This window comes from Desulfobotulus sapovorans DSM 2055 (assembly GCF_059569355.1).
This window is the reverse complement of the sequence record NZ_JCANVJ010000009.1, coordinates 39697-57218: the sequence shown is the minus strand read 5'-3', so window position 1 is coordinate 57218 and position 17522 is coordinate 39697. Positions and strand designations below refer to the sequence as shown.

At 55.0% G+C, this 17522-nt stretch carries 18 protein-coding genes; 11 read left to right on the top strand and 7 right to left on the bottom strand.

The genetic code is table 11. The annotated features are described in order from the left end of the window. The first annotated feature begins 40 nt into the window (after nt 1–40). The 5 genes from BR04_RS08600 to BR04_RS08580 all read left to right on the top strand — a co-directional run bounded on the left by BR04_RS08600 (nt 41) and on the right by BR04_RS08580 (nt 5268). Entirely contained in the window at nt 41–979 is a 939-nt protein-coding gene (locus BR04_RS08600; RefSeq protein WP_496355594.1) for an aspartate carbamoyltransferase catalytic subunit, read from the top strand. Next, complete coding sequence (locus BR04_RS08595; protein WP_496355593.1) at nt 963–2237, top strand: dihydroorotase; 1275 nt, start codon at nt 963–965, stop codon at nt 2235–2237. The genes BR04_RS08600 and BR04_RS08595 overlap by 17 nt, the downstream gene beginning before the upstream one ends. A gap of 13 nt (nt 2238–2250) precedes the next feature. Beyond that, nucleotides 2251–3663 carry a sigma-54-dependent transcriptional regulator gene (locus tag BR04_RS08590; RefSeq protein ID WP_496355592.1) on the top strand — a complete coding sequence of 471 codons (1413 nt, stop codon included), beginning with the start codon at nt 2251–2253 and terminating at the stop codon, nt 3661–3663. Between the two features lie 91 nt (nt 3664–3754). After that, nucleotides 3755–4522 carry a DUF4412 domain-containing protein gene (locus BR04_RS08585; RefSeq protein ID WP_496355591.1) on the top strand — a complete coding sequence of 256 codons (768 nt, stop codon included), beginning with the start codon at nt 3755–3757 and terminating at the stop codon, nt 4520–4522. Between the two features lie 14 nt (nt 4523–4536). Then, complete coding sequence (locus BR04_RS08580) at nt 4537–5268, top strand: pseudouridine synthase (protein ID WP_496355590.1); 732 nt, start codon at nt 4537–4539, stop codon at nt 5266–5268. Between the two features lie 10 nt (nt 5269–5278). On the opposite strand, the gene BR04_RS08575 is transcribed toward BR04_RS08580, so the two are convergent. From BR04_RS08575 to BR04_RS08555, 5 genes are all read right to left on the bottom strand, one after another. Next, on the bottom strand, nt 5279–6151 hold the full coding sequence (locus BR04_RS08575) for a hypothetical protein (protein ID WP_496355589.1): 873 nt from the start codon (nt 6149–6151) through the stop codon (nt 5279–5281). Nucleotides 6152–6337: 186 nt separating this feature from the next. Then, nucleotides 6338–7051 carry a class I SAM-dependent methyltransferase gene (locus BR04_RS08570; protein ID WP_496355588.1) on the bottom strand — a complete coding sequence of 238 codons (714 nt, stop codon included), beginning with the start codon at nt 7049–7051 and terminating at the stop codon, nt 6338–6340. After that, nucleotides 7038–8249, bottom strand: coding sequence for a glycosyltransferase family 4 protein (locus tag BR04_RS08565; RefSeq protein ID WP_496355587.1), 1212 nt, complete (start codon nt 8247–8249; stop codon nt 7038–7040). Before BR04_RS08565 ends, BR04_RS08570 begins: the two co-directional genes overlap by 14 nt. A 238-nt stretch (nt 8250–8487) precedes the next feature. Further along, nucleotides 8488–8997 carry a hypothetical protein gene (locus BR04_RS08560; RefSeq protein WP_496355586.1) on the bottom strand — a complete coding sequence of 170 codons (510 nt, stop codon included), beginning with the start codon at nt 8995–8997 and terminating at the stop codon, nt 8488–8490. Further along, on the bottom strand, nt 8994–10100 hold the full coding sequence (locus BR04_RS08555) for a hypothetical protein (RefSeq protein WP_496355585.1): 1107 nt from the start codon (nt 10098–10100) through the stop codon (nt 8994–8996). Before BR04_RS08555 ends, BR04_RS08560 begins: the two co-directional genes overlap by 4 nt. A gap of 305 nt (nt 10101–10405) precedes the next feature. Here BR04_RS08555 and BR04_RS08550 point away from each other — a divergent pair, with 305 nt between their 5' ends. The 3 genes from BR04_RS08550 to mnmH are packed head-to-tail and all read left to right on the top strand — an operon-like array spanning nt 10406 to nt 12652. Then, a complete protein-coding gene (locus BR04_RS08550) occupies nt 10406–10831 on the top strand; it encodes a hypothetical protein (protein ID WP_496355584.1) in 426 nt (141 codons plus the stop codon). Then, entirely contained in the window at nt 10788–11399 is a 612-nt protein-coding gene (locus BR04_RS08545) for a dihydrofolate reductase family protein (protein ID WP_496355583.1), read from the top strand. Before BR04_RS08550 ends, BR04_RS08545 begins: the two co-directional genes overlap by 44 nt. 5 nt (nt 11400–11404) lie before the next feature. Further along, nucleotides 11405–12652 carry a tRNA 2-selenouridine(34) synthase MnmH gene (gene mnmH, locus BR04_RS08540; RefSeq protein WP_496355582.1) on the top strand — a complete coding sequence of 416 codons (1248 nt, stop codon included), beginning with the start codon at nt 11405–11407 and terminating at the stop codon, nt 12650–12652. Here the strand turns inward: mnmH and BR04_RS08535 are convergent. Then, nucleotides 12607–13182, bottom strand: a complete 576-nt coding sequence (locus BR04_RS08535) for a hypothetical protein (RefSeq protein WP_496355581.1) — start codon at nt 13180–13182, stop codon at nt 12607–12609. The two genes, mnmH and BR04_RS08535, sit on opposite strands and share 46 nt — an antisense overlap. Before the next feature lie 159 nt (nt 13183–13341). On the opposite strand from BR04_RS08535, the gene BR04_RS08530 reads away from it, so the two are divergent. Then, entirely contained in the window at nt 13342–14220 is an 879-nt protein-coding gene (locus tag BR04_RS08530) for a pyruvate, water dikinase regulatory protein (protein ID WP_496355580.1), read from the top strand. A gap of 38 nt (nt 14221–14258) precedes the next feature. On the opposite strand, the gene BR04_RS08525 is transcribed toward BR04_RS08530, so the two are convergent. Further along, complete coding sequence (locus BR04_RS08525) at nt 14259–14780, bottom strand: DUF84 family protein (protein ID WP_496355579.1); 522 nt, start codon at nt 14778–14780, stop codon at nt 14259–14261. A gap of 152 nt (nt 14781–14932) precedes the next feature. Here BR04_RS08525 and BR04_RS08520 point away from each other — a divergent pair, with 152 nt between their 5' ends. Together BR04_RS08520 and BR04_RS08515 are read left to right on the top strand one after the other, a co-directional pair. Next, nucleotides 14933–16624 carry a glutamine--tRNA ligase/YqeY domain fusion protein gene (locus tag BR04_RS08520; RefSeq protein ID WP_496355578.1) on the top strand — a complete coding sequence of 564 codons (1692 nt, stop codon included), beginning with the start codon at nt 14933–14935 and terminating at the stop codon, nt 16622–16624. After that, on the top strand, nt 16624–17490 hold the full coding sequence (locus tag BR04_RS08515; protein WP_496355577.1) for a biotin--[acetyl-CoA-carboxylase] ligase: 867 nt from the start codon (nt 16624–16626) through the stop codon (nt 17488–17490). Before BR04_RS08520 ends, BR04_RS08515 begins: the two co-directional genes overlap by 1 nt. Nucleotides 17491–17522 lie beyond the last annotated feature (32 nt).

Genomic DNA, 17522 nt, shown 5'->3' with positions numbered 1-17522 from the left:
GCAGGTGTTTTTTTCCTGTTTCAGGATTTTCTGGAGGGGTATGCAGTTCATTAAAAAGGATATTCTGGATATGGTCTCCCTTTCCGCAGAGGAGATCACCCACATTCTGGACACAGCCCAGGGAATGAAGGAAATTTCCCTGCGGCCCGTTAAAAAAGTTCCCACCCTGAGGGGAAAAACCCTGGTGCTTTTTTTTCATGAAGACAGCACAAGAACAAAGCTGTCCTTTGATATCGCGGGGAAACGCCTCAGTGCCGATGTGATTGCCCTTGCCAAAAGTGGATCCAGCATGGCCAAGGGAGAGAGTCTTCTTGATACGGTCAGAACCCTGGAAGCCATGAAGCCCGATGTGCTGGTTATGCGCCACGGAACCTCGGGTGCCGCCTGCTTCATTGCAGAGCGTCTCCAGTGCAGTGTCATCAATGCGGGAGATGGCAAACATGCCCATCCTTCCCAGGCTCTTCTGGACATGATGACCATACGGGAGAAAAAGAAGCGCATAGCAGGGCTGGAGGTGGCCATTATCGGGGATATCGCCCACAGCCGTGTGGCCCGCTCCAATATGGAGGGACTGGTGAAAATGGGGGCACGCGTGCGGGTCTGCGGGCCGCCCACCATGATCCCCAAGGGCATTGAAAGTTATGGGGTGACGGTAACCGGATCAGTGGCCGAGGCACTTGAAAATGCGGATGTGGTCATGATGCTCCGGATTCAGAAAGAACGCATGGGGAAGGTGCTTTTTTCCACGGAAAGGGAATATGCCAGGGTGTTCGGGCTGAATGAAAAACGTCTGGCCCTGGCCCGTCCCGACGTCCTGGTGCTGCATCCGGGCCCCATGAACCGGGGAGTGGAAATCTCAGATGCGGTGGCCGATGGCCTGCATTCTGTGATTCTGGAACAGGTGGAAAACGGGGTGGCCCTGCGTATGGCCCTCTTTTATCTTTTGGCGGGAGGTGTACGGCATGCGGATGAAGATTGAAAACGGACATGTGCTGGATCCGGGCCATATTGACGGTATCCGGGATATCTGGATCCGGGAGGGGATCATCGAAGCCATTACAGAACCCGGAGAGATCCCGGACGTTGCGGACGAGGTGCTGGACGCAAAGGGGCTTGTGGTGACACCGGGACTTATCGACATGCATGTGCATCTGCGCGAGCCGGGTCAGGAATATAAGGAAACCATTGAAACGGGCTGTCGTGCGGCTGTGAAGGGGGGCTTTACGGCGGTTTGCTGTATGCCCAATACCCGTCCTGTGAATGATAATGTGGGAATCACGGCATTTATTGTGGCAAAGGCCAGGGAGGCCAATCTTGCCCGGGTCTATCCTGTGGCGGCGATTACGGCGGGGCTTCAGGGGGATCAGCTCAATGAGTATGCCGATCTGAAAGCCGCAGGAGCCATCGGGCTCAGTGATGACGGTATGCCCGTGGCCAACGGGCAGGTGATGCGCAGGGCCATGGAGTATGCAAAGGCTTTTGACCTTCTGCTCATTTCCCACTGCGAGGATCACACCCTTGCAGGGGATGGGGTGATGAACGAGGGGGAAACGGCCACCCGACTGGGGCTTTCCGGGATTTCCAATCTTTCCGAATCCCTTATGGTGGAAAGGGAAATCGGTCTTGCCGAGTGGACGGGAAGCCGTATCCACATTGCCCATGTCAGTACCCGGGAGTCTGTCCGGGCCATCCGCGAAGCCAAGAAACGGGGGGTTCAGGTGACAGCTGAGACCGCTCCCCATTACTTCACCCTCACGGATGTGGCTGTAGGGGATTATGACACGGCGGCCAAGATGAATCCTCCCCTGCGCAGTGAAGCGGATCGGGAGGCCATTCGTGAAGGTCTCCGGGATGGAACCCTGGACTGCATCGCTACGGATCATGCGCCCCATGCGGCCATGGAAAAGGACGTACCCTTTGATGATGCGCCCAATGGTATTATCGGGCTTGAGACTTCCCTGGGGCTTTCCCTGGCTCTGGTGCATGAGGGGCTTCTGTCCCTTGGGGATCTCGTTGATCTCATGAGCAAGAATCCGGCCCGTATCCTGGGAATTCACAACGACCTGATCCCAGGTGCTGCGGCAGATCTGACCCTTATGGATACGGGAGCTTCCTGGACGGTTAATCCTGCCACTTTTGCTTCCTTAAGCCGAAATACCCCTTTTGGTGGCTGGCAGCTTAGGGGCAGGGCCGTGGCGACCCTGGTGGCGGGGCGGGTGGTTTACAGGGATTTTTGAAGGAGGCAGGCAGATGGGTGGAAAAAAGGGTGCAGGCAGACATATTCTGGTGGTGGATGACGAGATCAGTATGCGGGAGTTTCTGGATGTGATGCTGAGCCGCGAGGGCTATACCATCACCACGGCGGAAAATGGGGCGGCGGCCCTGAAATGCCTGGACACGACGCCCTATGATCTCTTGCTCTCGGATATCCGTCTTGGGGATATGACGGGGCTGGATGTACTGCGGGCGGCCAAGGCGAAGAAGCCGGATGTGCCGGTGATTCTCATTTCCGCCTATGCCACCACGGAAACGGCGGTACAGGCCATGAATGCCGGAGCCTATGATTATCTGCCCAAACCCTTTGCCAATAAGGAACTGTTGCTGACCATTGACAATGCCATGACCCTGCGTACCCTGGAAGAGGAACGCAGGGCCATGAACCTTGCCATGAAAAAGACCCTGCGTTTTGGACGGATCATTGGTGAAAGTCCGGAAATGCAGCGGATCTTTGAACGGATTACCCAGGTGGCATCCACCCGGACCAGTGTGCTGATCAGCGGGGAGTCGGGTACGGGAAAGGAGCTGATAGCCCGTGCCATTCATGAAGTTTCTCCCAGGGCTTCCCAGGCCTTTGTGGTGGTGAACTGCGGGAGTATCCCGGAAAATCTTATGGAAAGTGCCTTTTTTGGTCATAAAAAAGGGTCTTTCACGGGCGCAAGTGCGGATCAGAAAGGTTTTTTTGAGGCGGCGGACGGGGGAACCATTTTTCTGGATGAGATTTCCGAGCTGCCCCTGTCCCTACAGGTGAAACTTCTCCGGGCACTTCAGGAACGTAAAATTCTTCCTGTTGGAGGAACCCAGGAGATCCCCGTGGATTTCCGGATTATTTCGGCCACAAACCGCAGTCTGGAAGAGGCGGTGATTCTGGGGAATTTTCGGGAAGATCTTTTTTATCGCCTGAATGTGATCGGTATTCGTGTGCCGCCCTTGCGGGAACGCAAGGAAGACCTGCGTATGCTGGCTCAGCATTTTCTGGATAAATTTGCAAGGGAAATGGGCAAGGGGGTGACCAAACTTTCCTCCTATGCCCTGGATTTGCTGCAACGCTATGATTTTCCAGGAAATGTTCGGGAGCTTGAAAATCTGATTGAACGTTCCGTGGCCCTTTCCTCCACCAATATCATTCTTCCGGAGAGTCTTTCCCTTTCCTTTCATAAACGAAAGCATAGCATCAAGGGGGATATCCGGCATACGGCGGAGATGGACGCCCTTGAGGATGTGGCTTCGGGTGTGGATCTTGATGGTATCCTTGAGGGGATTGAAAAACGCTATCTGGATAAGGCTCTGGATCTTACCCGGGGCAACAAGCAGCGGGCCGCGGATCTGCTTGGAATCACCTTCCGATCCATGCGTTATCGGCTCAGCAAGTACAATATCGAGTGAGGTCTTGTCTTAGAAGGGGATTTGGCTGTTCACCCGCAGCCTGGCTGCATGATCTGTTTTTTTAAATTTTAAAATTCAAGGAGTGTACAGTATGAAAAAAATGCTGGTGGGACTGATGGTCTGGCTGATGGCTGCCATGGTGCATGCAGATCTTGTGATGCAGGTGATGATGGTGGATCATGAAGGCGGTGAAGATGCCCGGGAGACCATGGAGATTTCCATGACCGGGGATAAGCTGAGAATGGACACTGTGGGGCTGCCGGGAAGTGTGACCATTGCCCGTAAGGATAAGGACATGCTCTGGATGCTGCGTACGGATAAGAAAATTTACAGTGAGCTTTCCATGCCGGAGATGCTGCGTATGCACAAGGAAGCGGAAGAACAGTCCGCTGCAACACGGGCCATGATGGAGTCCAGCATGGCGGGTTTGAGTGAGCAGGAAAAGATGGAGATGCGGGCATCCATGGGGCTGGATGAGGCAGAAGAAGCCCCCCTCCAGTATGTGAAAAAGGGAGAGGCCCGTGTGGGAAAATGGAACTGCATTCTGTACGATGGCATGTACAATGGTGAAAAACGGGAAGAGATCTGCACGGTTCCCCTGAAGACTCTGGGGGTTCAGAAGAGTGATTTTGATGTCCTTTTCTGGATGTCCATGGAAAAGGGGAGTAAATTCAGTGAAAAAGAGTGGATGGAAATTGAGGGAAGGGGTTTTCCTGTAAAAACAGTCCGCTACGATGAGGGGGGGATCCTGACAACGGAAGAAGTGACCCGTATGGAGAAAAAGACGCTGGAGGCCAGCCTCTTTGATCTGCCCTCAGGCTTTGGCAAGGTCAGCATGATGGAGTTTTACGGAGAATAAGGGGGACAGAAGGCGTGGAGTTTGCGGAGAAGTCGCCTGTGATTCTGTACAGGGATGAAGCCCTGGTGGCTGTGCATAAGCCATCGGGGCTTCCCGTTCATCGTGGCGGTCGGGAGTCCCGTTTTGGCATGGCTCTGCTTCAGATGCTGCGGGATCATCTGGGGTGTCATCTCTATCCCGTACACCGTCTGGATCGTCCCACTTCGGGTGTACTGATCCTGGCCCTGTCCCAGGAGTCCGCCGCCCGGCTGGGGGCACAGTTCCGTCGCCATGAGGTGGACAAGGAGTATCTTGCCCTGGTTCGGGGACAGATTTCCTTGAGAGGCCGGATTTCCCGTTTTCTCCGCCCGGAGGAAAAGCCGGATGCTCGTCCCCGCTTCAGTGTCACAGCATATCACCGGGTAGATTGTGTGGAAATTCCCGTTCCCATGGGGCGGGTACCGCATCGTTGCTACAGTCTTGTGGAGCTGCATCCGGAAACGGGACGCTCCCGGCAGATACGGAGACATCTCAATGCCCTGTCCCATCCCATCATAGGGGACAGTACCTGGGGGGATACCCGGCATAACCGGTTTTTCCGGGAGGCGTTTGGATGTGAGCGGCTGATGCTGGCGGCTACGCGGCTTTCCCTGCTGCATCCCGTAACGGGTGAAAGGCTGCGTATCGCGTCACCTTTGAGCAGGGATTTTTATGGGGTTCTGGAAAGGCTGGGGATGGAGAAGATTCCCGGTGTCTGGATACCGTGATCTGGAGGAATTAGAATCCGTAGCTTAAGGAAATATTCAGCTCCTGCATGTTCCCGTTGAAGGGGATGCCATTTCGGGAATTGTCACCCGGATGAAGCGCCAGGGGCAGATCCCCTTTTTCTGCCATCCATTGCTGCCAGCTGTAAAGAATTCCTGCACTCCACGAGTTGCCAAGCTGCTGTCGCAGTCCCAGCCGGAAGATGCGCCCATCCCCCTCGCTTCTGTACAGGCCCGTATCGGATACATCCAGACGTTCTCCGTTTTTTTCAGCAAACTTGGCACTGTGAAAAATGATGGAGGACTCCAGGGAAAGATCCGGCAGGGGATTGGCCCGGAGATCGAGTCCGAACCACAGGCTGTTCCATTCCGAAAAGTTTTTTTCATTGGAAGTGAGATTCTGTTCCCGTGTTTCCGATGAAGGGGATGGGGTGTCGAGATACCTGCCGTGATAGGACAGTCCCATCATGGGAATCAGGGCAAGGCGCTGGTTCACAAGGCTCCATTCGTAGCCGATACCTGCGGCGAGGTGCATGCTTTCTGTGGTTTTATCCGGTGTGGCAGTAAGCAGATGGGAGGGAAGGGCCGATACACCTTTTTCTTTTTGAATGGACGATTTAAAGTGCAGGCGATCCAGAGACAGGCGCATGTCGACGCTCTGGGGATGATCCGGTTTGGAGATCCCCATGAGAATGGCATGATCCGTATGGCTCCAGATGGGCAGAGGGGAGGACGGCGAATCGTTTCCCTGAGCGTGAAATTGCAGGGAAAGGACAGGGGCAGGGGAGGGCAGGGGGATGGAATCTGCCCATGCAGTCACGGTGCATCCGGCTCCGGCCAGAAAAAAAAGGATGCATATCAGATAGTTTTTAGAGGAAGTTTTCATGGTATTTCTCCATCAAAGGAGATGCCTGCTGTCCTGCCTGGAATTTTTGTCCGTAATTTTACGGATGTGTCAAATACGGGATGAAACTTTGCAGTACCATCCCGTTTGCAGAAATTTTAGTCTGCACAGTAGCATTTTCTGTTTTTGAATGCAATCTGTTGAAAATGGATTTTTCAGCGTAAACGCTTACAGGTTTTTTTTGAAGTAAAGTACCAGGCTTTTGCCCAGAACCGGATTGAGGAGACCATCCATCAGGCGGGTCAGGGCTGGCTTTTCCATGATATCCCAGACCAGAAAACGGTGATAGAGCCTCACGGCAGGGTGTTGACTATCCGTAGGCCCAACCAGGCATTTCAGCCACCAGTAGGGGCTGTGCAGGCTGTGGGCATGGTGGCAGCCCTGATAGGTCAGTCCGTTTTCCTCCAGAAGGCGGATGAGGGTTTTTTTTCGATAAATCCGGATATGCCCCTGATTTGCATGGCTGTAGTCCTCTGCCAGCAGCCAGCAGATTTTTTCGGGCCAGAAGCGGGGAACGGTGACGACCACGTCGGCTCCGGGTTTTGCGACACGAACCAGCTCTCTTGCGGCGGCCTGGTCATCGGGGATATGCTCCATCACTTCCGAGCAGATCACCGTATCAAAGGCGTCATCTTTGAATGGCAGGCGTGTGATGTCTGCGGTACTCAGTCCCCAGCTTCCGCCTCCATGCCAGCCCATGAGGTCATGATTTTGGAGGCGCTCCTTTGCCGCAAGCAGATCGTCGTGGGAGAGGTCTGCACCGATGGCAGTAACCTTTTCAAGGCCGTAGGCGGCTGCGGTGTGACGCCCGGGGCCGCTGCCGATATCGAGAATTCTGAATCCGGGACGGACGTGGATACGTCGGAAATCAACGGTGATCACGGATAACCTCCCTGTAGGTGGCCACGGTTTTTTCCGCAGCATTTTTCCATGTAAAGTGCTGGTGCACCCTTGCATATCCCGCAGCGCCCAGTTGTTCCCGTTTCAGCGGGTCATCCAGCAGTTCACAGATGGCCTTTGCAAGGGCATCCGCATTGCCTGGAGGCACGAGGAGGGCAGCATTTCCTGCCACTTCAGGCAGGGCACCACCTGTGGTGGAAATGACAGGAGTGGCCGTTGCCATGGCTTCTCCCACAGGAAGACCAAAGCCTTCATACAGCGATGGGACAACGGCAATGGAGGCCTTTGCGTATTCCTGCACAAACTGGTCGTGGTGGATGCGACCTGTGAAATCGATCAGATGGGAGATGTTCAATTTTTTGATGAGCTTTTCGATCCCACCGTTTTCCTTGGCTTTTCCAATTACGGTCAGACGAACGGCATGGGTCCGGGCAACCTTGTGAACCGCCTGAAGGAGATGGTAGAGACCTTTTAAGGGCATGTCGGCGCTGTTGGTGACAATGAGGCGGCCCGGTTCTCTGGAGATCTGGGGGAGAGGATAGAAAAGTTCTGTTGAGATGCCATTGGGAACAACGGAAAAACGGGAAGCCGGAATGGCATATTCCCTTGCGATATCCTGTTTTGAAAACTCACTGACGGTAATGATTCTGGGCAGTTTACGGCTTACCCGCTGCTGCATGCCGATGAAGGAATACCAGCGCAGATGTTTGAGTTTTTTCCAGGGCGCCCTGACACTGCTGATGGCAAGCCTGCGGTCTACGGTCATGGGATGGTGAATGGTGGCCACCGTCGGGATATGGCGGCTCAGATGCTGGATACCATAGGAAAGGCTCTGGTTGTCATGGATGATGTCATAATGGTGCAGTTTGTCCCTGAGGTGGCGTACGGCCCGGAACCCGAAGGTAAAGGGCTCAGGGTACCCCATGGTGGAGACGCTGAGCCATTCCATGAGATTGACAGGATCCCGGAGTTCTCTGAGACTGGGGGTACGGAAAAGGGCATCGGGATTGTAAAGATCCAGGGTTTCAACGGGAAGGAGACGTGCCTTTCCTTCCAGCAGGGGATCCGGAGGGCCTGCCAGTACATCGACCTGATGGCCCAACTCGCAGAGGGCTTTGGCAAGGTTGCGGATGTACACGCCCTGACCGCCGGAGTGGGGATTGCTCCGATAACTGATCATGCAGATCCGTAAAGGCCTGTTCTGATTCTCTGACATACTGACTCCCGGATACGTCCTTGAAAATAAAGTGGAAAAACCGGAAGCATGGGCCTTCCGGGCATGCCCCCGATTCACCGGAGGATCCCAGTGATAAAGGAGTCCCATATGCCGACAGGGCTGGTTTCGTCAAGGTTTTTCACGGATTTATCCGGTTTTTTCCATGGCTGTCCGGGTTTTTTTTGTTTGTCTGCAAGGGATTTCACTCTTTTTGAAGACCTCCCCTCAGGGTATAGCCTGTCAGGTAGAGATGGCGGATTTCTGATCTCAGGAAGCGGTTGAGAATGGTATCCGTCAAGGCCAGAACCCGGGTTTCATTTCCTTCCAGATCTTCACGGGCATAGGGTGAAATGGCAATGTTCAGGGCGTGATGGATGCGATCGGTTTTTTTCTTGAGTTCCGTGACGCCCGAGGTGTCTGCAAAACGGAAGGTCAGTTCCATGCTGAAGAAAGTGCGATCCACAAGGGTGGTGGCGAAACGGAATTTATGGGTGGGCATGTGGGCTGTTTCTTCCAGGGGCGGCTGGTTGCCTGGTTCAAAGAACATACGACGCTGGCGTTGGGCTTCCCAGCTGTTACGGCGGGCCTCGTAAATTTCTCCAAGACCTGAAAAGGTATAGGTTTCATCATAATATTTTTTGTAAAGGACAATCCCTGTGAGGGAGAGTATGGCAAGGGCAATGGCCAAGGCTGTCATCAGGGGTTTTTTCATGGTGTTTCTCCTTTAGCATCGCCAAGATAGGTGGCTTCAAAGGCGATGCAGAGCATGGAGTCCCATCCCTGTTTTGCGGGGAGGTCAAAGCCCCAGGTAATAAGGACTTCCTCTGCGTTCAAGGTTTCAATCCGGGCATAGAGACGTCTGTCTTCCGGGATTTCAGGGCTGTTAAAATCCTGGGGATCAATGGCCGTATAGCCTTCTATGCGGGTAAGCTCTGGGACAAAGACCGCCTCCCAGCGCCATCGTCTGCTGTCTCCTGAGGCTTTTACTTTTTCAAAAATGGGAAAGACGTCCAGAACAGCGCCTGTCCCCTCTGCGTTCAGGTCTGCCCTGTAGCCGACCGCCTCATTGAGAGAGGGATGTTGATCCACGATAAGGCGTACCCCTTCATGGGGGTAAAAGCGGGCGAAAAGGTGGAAAGGGCTTCCCTTGGGAAGACCCGGACGGTTGATGTTCCCCTTTTCCACAAGGCGGGGTGTCCCGTCTTTTGTCACAAACCCCGGCTCTCCAATGAAATATTCCCCTGGCAGCAGGGTCTCCAGGGGTTCCTGAGCCGGAGGCTGTCCGACATCGGTGGCAGCAATATATACACTGAAGTGCCGGCTTTCAAAGGAAAGAGTTTTATTTTCCCTGTCCCGTTTCCGGACATCCATGGGAACCCATTGGCCGGCGATGGGGTCAAAATAGCGGACCTGAACCGTAAGATCCGGTGTGGGGCTGCCATTGGCAAGGAAACTGTGATAGGGCAGAGTGAGAAGGGCGGGAGGATCAAACAGGAGACCATCCGGCCCAAAGTTAACGGCAGTTCCTGCGGCCTGAAGCGCTGGGGGCAGGGGGGCGGGCAGGGAACCTGGCTGAAGGGTAAGGGTTGTGGGGTGTGAAAACTGATCTCTGGGTATGGAAACAGCGGCTTTGAAAATTGTGCTTTGCGGATTGTCCACGGTGAGGGTTCCCCCCTCTTTCCCCATGGTTTTTGTTGCGGCATAGGGGGGAGAAGAGTCCGAAGGGTTCACCTGGCCAGGGTTTTCTTCGGTGCATGCGGAAAAAAACACGATGAGAAGGCAGGGGAAAAGCAGGTTTCTTTTCGGAAATTTCACGGTTTTTTTCTCCATGGGGTTTGGAATTATCTGGCGCAGGGATTCCCCGGTGCAAATTTAAACAGCAAAAAATGTGCCTGTATTTCTAAAACTTGACCCTAGGGACGGGCTGTTTTACATTCGCCCCGTATCAAAGGCCGGTGCGTGGATTTCAGGGGGATTTTTATCCCGCTCCGGCATGGGAGGTCGGTGTTTCGGATAGGCCCGTATGCCGGGTTGTCTGTGCCATGGGCAAGAGGTGGCTGTCAAAGCCCTGACGCTGTGTGAAGTATTTTTGCGCCGCAGACAGAACAGCAGGTTGCCCGTTGGATGAAGATGTGCTGAACAGTCTTGACGAAGGAGGACGGATTTCCATGGAAGAGCGGTTTACGGAAGATATGGTGAAGAAGGCCCTTGATCATTTGCCCCAGGCACTGGCTGTGCGTCTCCAGCGGATTCCGGTTCCGGAGAGGGGAACAGTTCTTGAGGATGCGGCTGTTCCCCTTGATCGCATGGGCCCGGAAATGGAAGAAGACGATATTCGCGCTCTGGACAAGGCGCTTCGATATAAAGATGCCAAAATTCAGCTGGTGCGCATGGTACTGATCACCCGGATTAAAAATGATGTGCAGGATTCGGATGTGGCAGAGGAAATGGCAGCCCATATTTTAAGTCAGCACCCCGCAGACAGGGCGCATGGAGCCTATGATGACTTCTATCGAGGAAAGGGAGTCCCCTCCTTCTCTGCATGAGGCCCGGGGGGTGCGTGTCACCCTGGTTATGGCCGAGACCCTTGATGGTCGTATCGCCCGTCATGCATGGCACCCTGTAGACTGGACAGAACCTGAGGACAAAGCCCATTTTGCAGGCCTTACCCGGCGTATGGGGCTTGTGTTTATGGGATCCCATACCTTTGATACCCTGGGAGGGCCGCTTCCGGGTCGTGAGAATGTTGTGTTTACCCGTTTTCCGGAAAGGCGGGATTCCATTCCCGGTACCCTTGTCTTTACTTCAGACCGGGTAACGGAAGTGCTGGATCGCTATGCTGCACGGGGATACGGAGAAGCGGCTCTCATCGGAGGCAGCTCCCTCAATGGGGTTTTTGCACGGCTTGGTTGTATTGATGAAATGATCATAACGCTCAGCCCCGTAGTGTTCGGGGAGGGCCAGGGGCTTTTTCCCGCAGATATTGCCATGGATCTGGATCTTGTATCCCTGCATCCTTTGGGAAAAGATTCTCTTCTGCTCCATTATCGGGTACAGAAACGGCAGAAGGTGGTGAACCAGTATGCGGAAGGAGCGTATGGGAAAAAAACGTAGCTGTCATGAAGCATGAAACGGGTTTCACACAGCAGGCGGAACTGGATGCCCTCTGTACCCGCATTGCGCATTTGTGCCTGCCGGAGGTGCAGCAGGATGTGATTGCACCGAAGGTGAAGGAAATTTCCCAGGAGGCCTTTGTTCCGCTTCTCTGTAGAAACCTGCATGTTCAGGAGGGGCAGATTGTGGATGTGCGTTCGGAATCCGAGTATGCACGGGATGGGATTCCCACAGCCCTTTCCCTGCCCATACTGGATGATCAGGAACGGCATGAGGTCGGGCTTCTCTACAAACGGCATAACCATACTATGGCCCTGCGCTATGCCCTGTATCTGGCCCAGAAAAAGGAAGCAGCCTATGTGGAGAAGGCCAGGGCCTTGTTTTCTGCGTCTTCTGCTGCGGCTCTGATTCTTTACTGTTGGCGGGGAGGGGGGCGCAGTGCCTATGCTGCGGGACTTCTGGAGCGTCATGGGATTCCTGTTCTGCGTCTTCAGGGGGGCTGGAAGGGGTTTCGCAGGCAGGTACAGCAGCTTTTGTACCATGGGCAGTTTACGCTCTGGCCCCTTTCCGGGCCTACGGGCTGTGGTAAGTCCGAGGTTCTGGAAGTTCTTGAAGCGCATTATCCGGCGGTTCCTGTTTTGCATCTGGAAGCTGCGGCACATCATGCGGCATCGGTATTCGGGCATCTGCGGTTTTCACGTATGGGCAGCACGGGGCTCCCGGATCAGCAGGGGTTCGAAACCCGTCTTTACCTGGAACTGATGCGCAGACGCCGGGAGGACGGCAGTTTTCCCGCATTTATCACGGAGATGGAAAGCCGGAAAATAGGCTCCGTCCAGGTGCCTCCGGCCCTTTTTCGAGCCTTGCAGAAAGGAGCGCATATCCGTCTGCATACGCCTATGGCGCTGCGGGTAAAGCGTTTGCAGCAAGAGTATTTCGGAGAAGATGGGAAAGGACTTCAGGGAGTGCGCTGTGCCCTTTCCGCTCTGACCCGACATGTGGGAAAAACGGTGGTCGGACGCTGGGAGGAGATGCTGGATCAGGGAAATACAGCTAGCTTTCTCGAAGAGATTCTGACTCTGTATTACGATAAAACCTACAAGGCGGAAACCTCTCAGCCTGCCAGAGAGGTTTGCAGCGATGTGGTCGCAGTTGCCGCCCATACCGTGGCAGAAATCTGGCAGGAATGGACGGAGGAGCGGGTACCCTATTCTGATGCAGGGAGAATCCCTGGGGTTTCGCTCGTATCCTGATGGCTGTGGATGCGCAGAATATCCCGGATGGCAGGCGTATCCGCACAGATACGGGTGACAAGATCAAGACGGGTGAGGCTGTAAAGCCGACCATCTTCGCTGCGGGGGGCATACTCGTGAATGTGTACCCATTCGTTGTCCACCGCGAGGATCTCCCCGCACATCAGTGTGGGGCCAGCCATTTCATTGAGAAAGGCCCCGGTACCGAAGCGCTGCTGGATGTCTTCAATGAGCAGCCTCAGGGAGCCGAGCCGCAGTTCCGGTACTTCAAAGGGGGTACGCAGCCGGGCAAGGCGCAGGACGGCCCGCGTATTCCGTGTATCCCAGAGAAGATCCGTGATGTCATCGGTGTAGAGAACGGCAATACCGGCATAGCGTCCCAGACTGTCGTACTCCGTAATCTGTGCCAGGGTATCGGAAAGGGCGCGGATCTGTCCGATGACGGGTGTGTCTGAGAAATGACGGCGTCCGATTTCCACAATATCCTGATTTTTTTTGAACTGACGTAGTTTTTCGATGAGCATACCCATGGGTCTCCCTGTAGTCGCTTCCCTTAAGATATTAAGATCCTGGGAGCTGTTGAAAAAACTCTGTACCCATAGTCGAGTTCCTTCTTCTTGTCAAAAGATCTTGCAGGGACAAGGTCTGTGGGTATCTTGCAATATAAAATTCTTAAGGAAGGAGACCGCATGTCTTGGGGAGAAGTCACCACCATGGGCCGTCAGGGGCAGCCTGTTTATGTTCTGTCCTGTGGCCAGGGAATCAATGGAGAACAGATGGCCCGTTCGGCTCTGGTGCAGTTTCCCGGAATACGGAGCAAGGTACACCGTGTGCCCCATGTGCTCCATCCCGAGGATGTTTTTCATGCTCTGGAGAGGGTTGCGGAAGACCGGGGCATGGTGATCTATACCATTGTGGATTCTGAAATGCGGGAGCTGGTGTGTCAGGAATGCGAACGTAGGGCCATCCCCTGCGTGGATCTCATGGGGCCTTCCCTTGAAATGATGTGCAAGGCGTTTGGTGAGGCCCCTCTCTGTGAGCCGGGCCGCTACCGTAAGTTTAACCAGATCAACATGGATCGGGTGACGGCCATTGAGTTTGCCGTAGCCCACGATGACGGTCTCAACCCCCAGGATCTGGGTAAGGCGGAAATTGTGCTGGTGGGTCTGTCCCGTTCCGGTAAAACCCCTTTGAGCATGTACCTCTCCGTCCATGGCTGGAAGGTGGCCAATGTCCCCATTGTCATCGGTATTCCCCTGCCGGCGGAACTCATGGCCATCAACCGGAAACGCATTGTGGCCCTCTACATTGATCCCGAGCAGCTGGCGGCCCACAGGCAAATCCGCAGAAAGCGGTTGGGGCTTACCGATGACATGGCCTATTCCGGGGTCAAGGAAGTGTACCGGGAGGTGGATGCCGTACGGGAACTGTACCGTCGCCATGGTTTCAATTCCATCAATGTGAGCAACAAGCCCATTGAATCCAGTGCTGAGGAAGTGATTTCCATCATTGAAAAAAGATTTCCTGAAGGCGCTCACAAGCTGGGAAAGCGCAGGGTGGAACCTTAAGTTTGTTTACCCCCCCCTTGTGTTTCGGAGGTAAGAAGTCATGGCAGGGCGGCCAGGGCCATGTGTACGGCGGGCTTGGTATAGGCCATGCGGGTGACCACATTCCGGGTGAGGATGCCGATGAGTCCTTCGCTGTAGCCGATGCGGGGATTGGTGCTGAACCCTGCGGCCTGGACGGCGGCATCCAGCTCCAGACCTTCTTCCACCACCTTCCGGGTGATGTCTTCGGGCAGTTCAAAGGCGGGGCCTAAACCTGTGAAGAAGTGTCTGCCATCAAAGAGGACACAGGCGGTGAGGTTCATATACCCTGTGGCTGTCAGGGGGATGGGTACCAGACCGGATTCGATGCCCACACCAAGATACACCTCCGGACTCCAGGCGGCCCGGGCCCGGTTGCGTGCGCCGGTGAGGGTGGTTTCAAAGCCGATGGGCTGGTCGGAAACGCCCGAAGGCAGACTGAGGGCATGGATTTCGATATCCGGAAACCGTCCGGATTCTTCAAGGGCCTGGAAAAGGGCTTCTTTTTTTACGGGGTTGAGGGAGCCGAGCCGAAAATACATGGACGCTTTCCTTATGTCTTAAATTTTGTTTTTGCCTCTTTGACCTTTGCGTGAGATATGCCTTCTGACATTAAAGTTCAACCTGATTTTGCCACCGTTTTCAGCAGATCCCGAAGACCCCTTGGGCGCCTTTAAGCCCGGAAAGGATAGCCATGAGCAGCAGTGACAGCAGCGCCCCTTCCCATTTTATCCGGAATATCATTGCAGCGGATAGTGCCGCCCATACCCATCAGGGCCGGGTACATACCCGGTTCCCGCCGGAGCCCAACGGCTACCTCCACATGGGACACGCCAAATCCATCTGCCTCAACTTCGGGATGGCCCAGGAGTTTGCCGGAAAATGCAATCTGCGCTTTGACGACACCAACCCGGAAAAGGAATCCGTGGAGTATGTCAACGCCATCAGGGCGGATGTGCGCTGGCTGGGTTTTGACTGGGAAGACCGGGAATTTTACGCCTCCGATTATTTTGAAAATCTCCATGATTTCGCCGTAGATCTGATCCGTGCGGGCAAGGCCTATGTCTGCTCCCTTTCTGCGGAAGAAACCCGCAGCTACCGGGGAACCCTCACGGAACCTGGAAAAAACAGCCCCTACCGCAGCCGCAGTGTGGAGGAGAACCTCGATCTTTTTGCCCGGATGCGGGCCGGGGAGTTTGAGGAGGGCAGCCATGTGCTGAGGCTTAAGATTGACATGGCCGCGCCCAACATCCTCATGCGGGATCCCACCATCTACCGCATCCGCAAGGTACACCACCACAGAACGGGGGACGCCTGGTGCATCTACCCCATGTATGACTTCACCCACTGCATCTCCGACGCCATGGAGCGCATCACCCATTCCATCTGCACCCTGGAGTTTGAGAACAACCGGGAGCTTTATGACTGGGTGCTGGACAATATTGATGCCCCCAGCCGCCCCCGGCAGTACGAGTTCGCCCGTCTGAATCTCTCCTACACGGTTCTCAGCAAGCGAAAACTGATTCAGCTGGTGAGAGAAGGCCATGTGAAGGGCTGGGATGATCCCCGCATGCCCACCCTCTCCGGCTTAAGGCGCAGGGGAATTCCTGCGGCTGCGGTGCGGGATTTCTGTGAACGCATCGGGGTGGCGAAAAAGGACAGCACCGTGGATCTGGCCCTTTTTGAGTTCTGTGTGCGGGATCATCTGAATAAGAGTGCTGAGCGCCGCATGGGGGTGCTGGATCCGGTGAAGCTTGTCATCACCAATTATCCCGAAGGAAAAACCGAGTGGCTGGATGCGGTGAACCACCCGGAAGATCCGGATGCGGGAAAACGATCCATCCCCTTTTCCAGAGAGCTCTGGATCGAACGGGAGGATTTCATGGAAAATCCGCCCAAGAAATTCTTCCGGCTTTCTCCGGGCCGGGAAGTACGGTTGCGGTTTGCCTATTTTGTCACCTGCGAGGAAGTGGTGAAAGATCCCGTAACGGGCGAGGTGGTGGAGCTGCGCTGCACCTATGACCCCGAAACCCTGGGCGGCAATGCGCCGGACGGCCGCAAGGTGAAGGCCACCATCCACTGGGTTTCCGCACCCCACGCCCTGCCTGCGGAAGTCCGCCTTTATGACCGCCTGTTCACGAAGGAAGACCCCGATGACATGCCCGAGGGCAAGACCTTCCTTGATGCCCTCAATCCGGATTCCCTTCAGGTGAAAAGGGCCTGGCTGGAGCCTTCCCTCAGGGATGCGGACAAGGGGGAGGTCTTTCAGCTGGAGCGGGTGGGATATTTCTGTGTGGATCCGGATTCTGAAGGCGGAAATCCTGTGCTGAACCGCACCATCGGCCTGAGGGATTCCTGGGCCAGGGTCGCGGGAAAGGATGCCTGATGCAGTCTTCCGTGCTCTTCTGGCGCAGGGGTGCACCTGGGCTTGCAGCCCCCCTGGATGTGGCCTTTTTCCGGGATTGGGCAGGGTTTGTGCCTTCACCGGATGAAAGGGGAGACTGGGTGGCTGGGGATGCTGGCGGGGGAGAAGACCCTGTCATACGGGTCTGCGGAGACTGCAGCTCAGCCTTTGATGTGGCGGACTGGCTGGAGAAAGAGGGACTTCTTCAGGACTGGGATTCGGTGCTGGCCCTAAGCCAGCGGGCAGGAGTGGGGCAGTACGGGAGAACCTGGATTTCGCCTCCGGGAAATCTGCACGCCGTATGGAAGCTGCCAGGCTCTCTTTTGCAGAGGGGGAGTCTTCTGCCCCTGATGGTGGGGGCAGCCCTGGCCCTGGCCCTGGAGGCAAAGGGAATCCGGGTGGCCGTCAAATGGCCCAATGATCTTGTTCTGGAAGACGGAAAGCTGGGAGGGGTTCTTATCCGTTCCGGCCCGGATCGCATCCTTGCGGGTATCGGGATGAACCTTGTGGCGGCCCCTTTGAGCCATGAATTGCGGGAAAATTGTCTGATCCAGGCAACATGCCTGAATCAAAGGCAATCCTGTGATATTTTTTTTCTGTTCTGGAAGGATATTGTGCAGCATGCGGGGTCTTTTTTAGCGAAAATGCTTGAAAAAATTCCCGATTATGATGTAGTACCCGCTTTGACTCAGAGGCTGTGGCGGAAAGATCGCCCGGTGCGGGTATATCCTTCGGAGGGGGCGGCCTTCAGTGCTGTGCTGCTTGGCCTTGCCGGAGACGGTGCCTTGCGCCTGTTGTCCGGGAAGGAGGAGGTTCTTCTGTACTCGGGCAGTATCGGTTCCGCATAGAATATAAAGATTGTGCTCACTACCAGGGCCAG

What these genes read in the sequence shown, in the direction of transcription:
- BR04_RS08600 (WP_496355594.1), top strand. Translation starts at nt 41, where the DNA reads ATGCAGTTCATTAAAAAGGATATTCTGGATATGGTCTCCCTTTCCGCA.
- BR04_RS08595 (WP_496355593.1), top strand. Translation starts at nt 963, where the DNA reads ATGCGGATGAAGATTGAAAACGGACATGTGCTGGATCCGGGCCATATT.
- BR04_RS08590 (WP_496355592.1), top strand. Translation starts at nt 2,251, where the DNA reads ATGGGTGGAAAAAAGGGTGCAGGCAGACATATTCTGGTGGTGGATGAC.
- BR04_RS08585 (WP_496355591.1), top strand. Translation starts at nt 3,755, where the DNA reads ATGAAAAAAATGCTGGTGGGACTGATGGTCTGGCTGATGGCTGCCATG.
- BR04_RS08575 (WP_496355589.1), bottom strand. Translation starts at nt 6,151, where the DNA reads ATGAAAACTTCCTCTAAAAACTATCTGATATGCATCCTTTTTTTTCTG.
- BR04_RS08565 (WP_496355587.1), bottom strand. Translation starts at nt 8,249, where the DNA reads ATGATCAGTTATCGGAGCAATCCCCACTCCGGCGGTCAGGGCGTGTAC.
- BR04_RS08560 (WP_496355586.1), bottom strand. Translation starts at nt 8,997, where the DNA reads ATGAAAAAACCCCTGATGACAGCCTTGGCCATTGCCCTTGCCATACTC.
- BR04_RS08545 (WP_496355583.1), top strand. Translation starts at nt 10,788, where the DNA reads ATGACTTCTATCGAGGAAAGGGAGTCCCCTCCTTCTCTGCATGAGGCC.
- mnmH (WP_496355582.1), top strand. Translation starts at nt 11,405, where the DNA reads ATGAAGCATGAAACGGGTTTCACACAGCAGGCGGAACTGGATGCCCTC.
- BR04_RS08535 (WP_496355581.1), bottom strand. Translation starts at nt 13,182, where the DNA reads ATGGGTATGCTCATCGAAAAACTACGTCAGTTCAAAAAAAATCAGGAT.
- BR04_RS08530 (WP_496355580.1), top strand. Translation starts at nt 13,342, where the DNA reads ATGTCTTGGGGAGAAGTCACCACCATGGGCCGTCAGGGGCAGCCTGTT.
- BR04_RS08525 (WP_496355579.1), bottom strand. Translation starts at nt 14,780, where the DNA reads ATGTATTTTCGGCTCGGCTCCCTCAACCCCGTAAAAAAAGAAGCCCTT.
- BR04_RS08520 (WP_496355578.1), top strand. Translation starts at nt 14,933, where the DNA reads ATGAGCAGCAGTGACAGCAGCGCCCCTTCCCATTTTATCCGGAATATC.
- BR04_RS08515 (WP_496355577.1), top strand. Translation starts at nt 16,624, where the DNA reads ATGCAGTCTTCCGTGCTCTTCTGGCGCAGGGGTGCACCTGGGCTTGCA.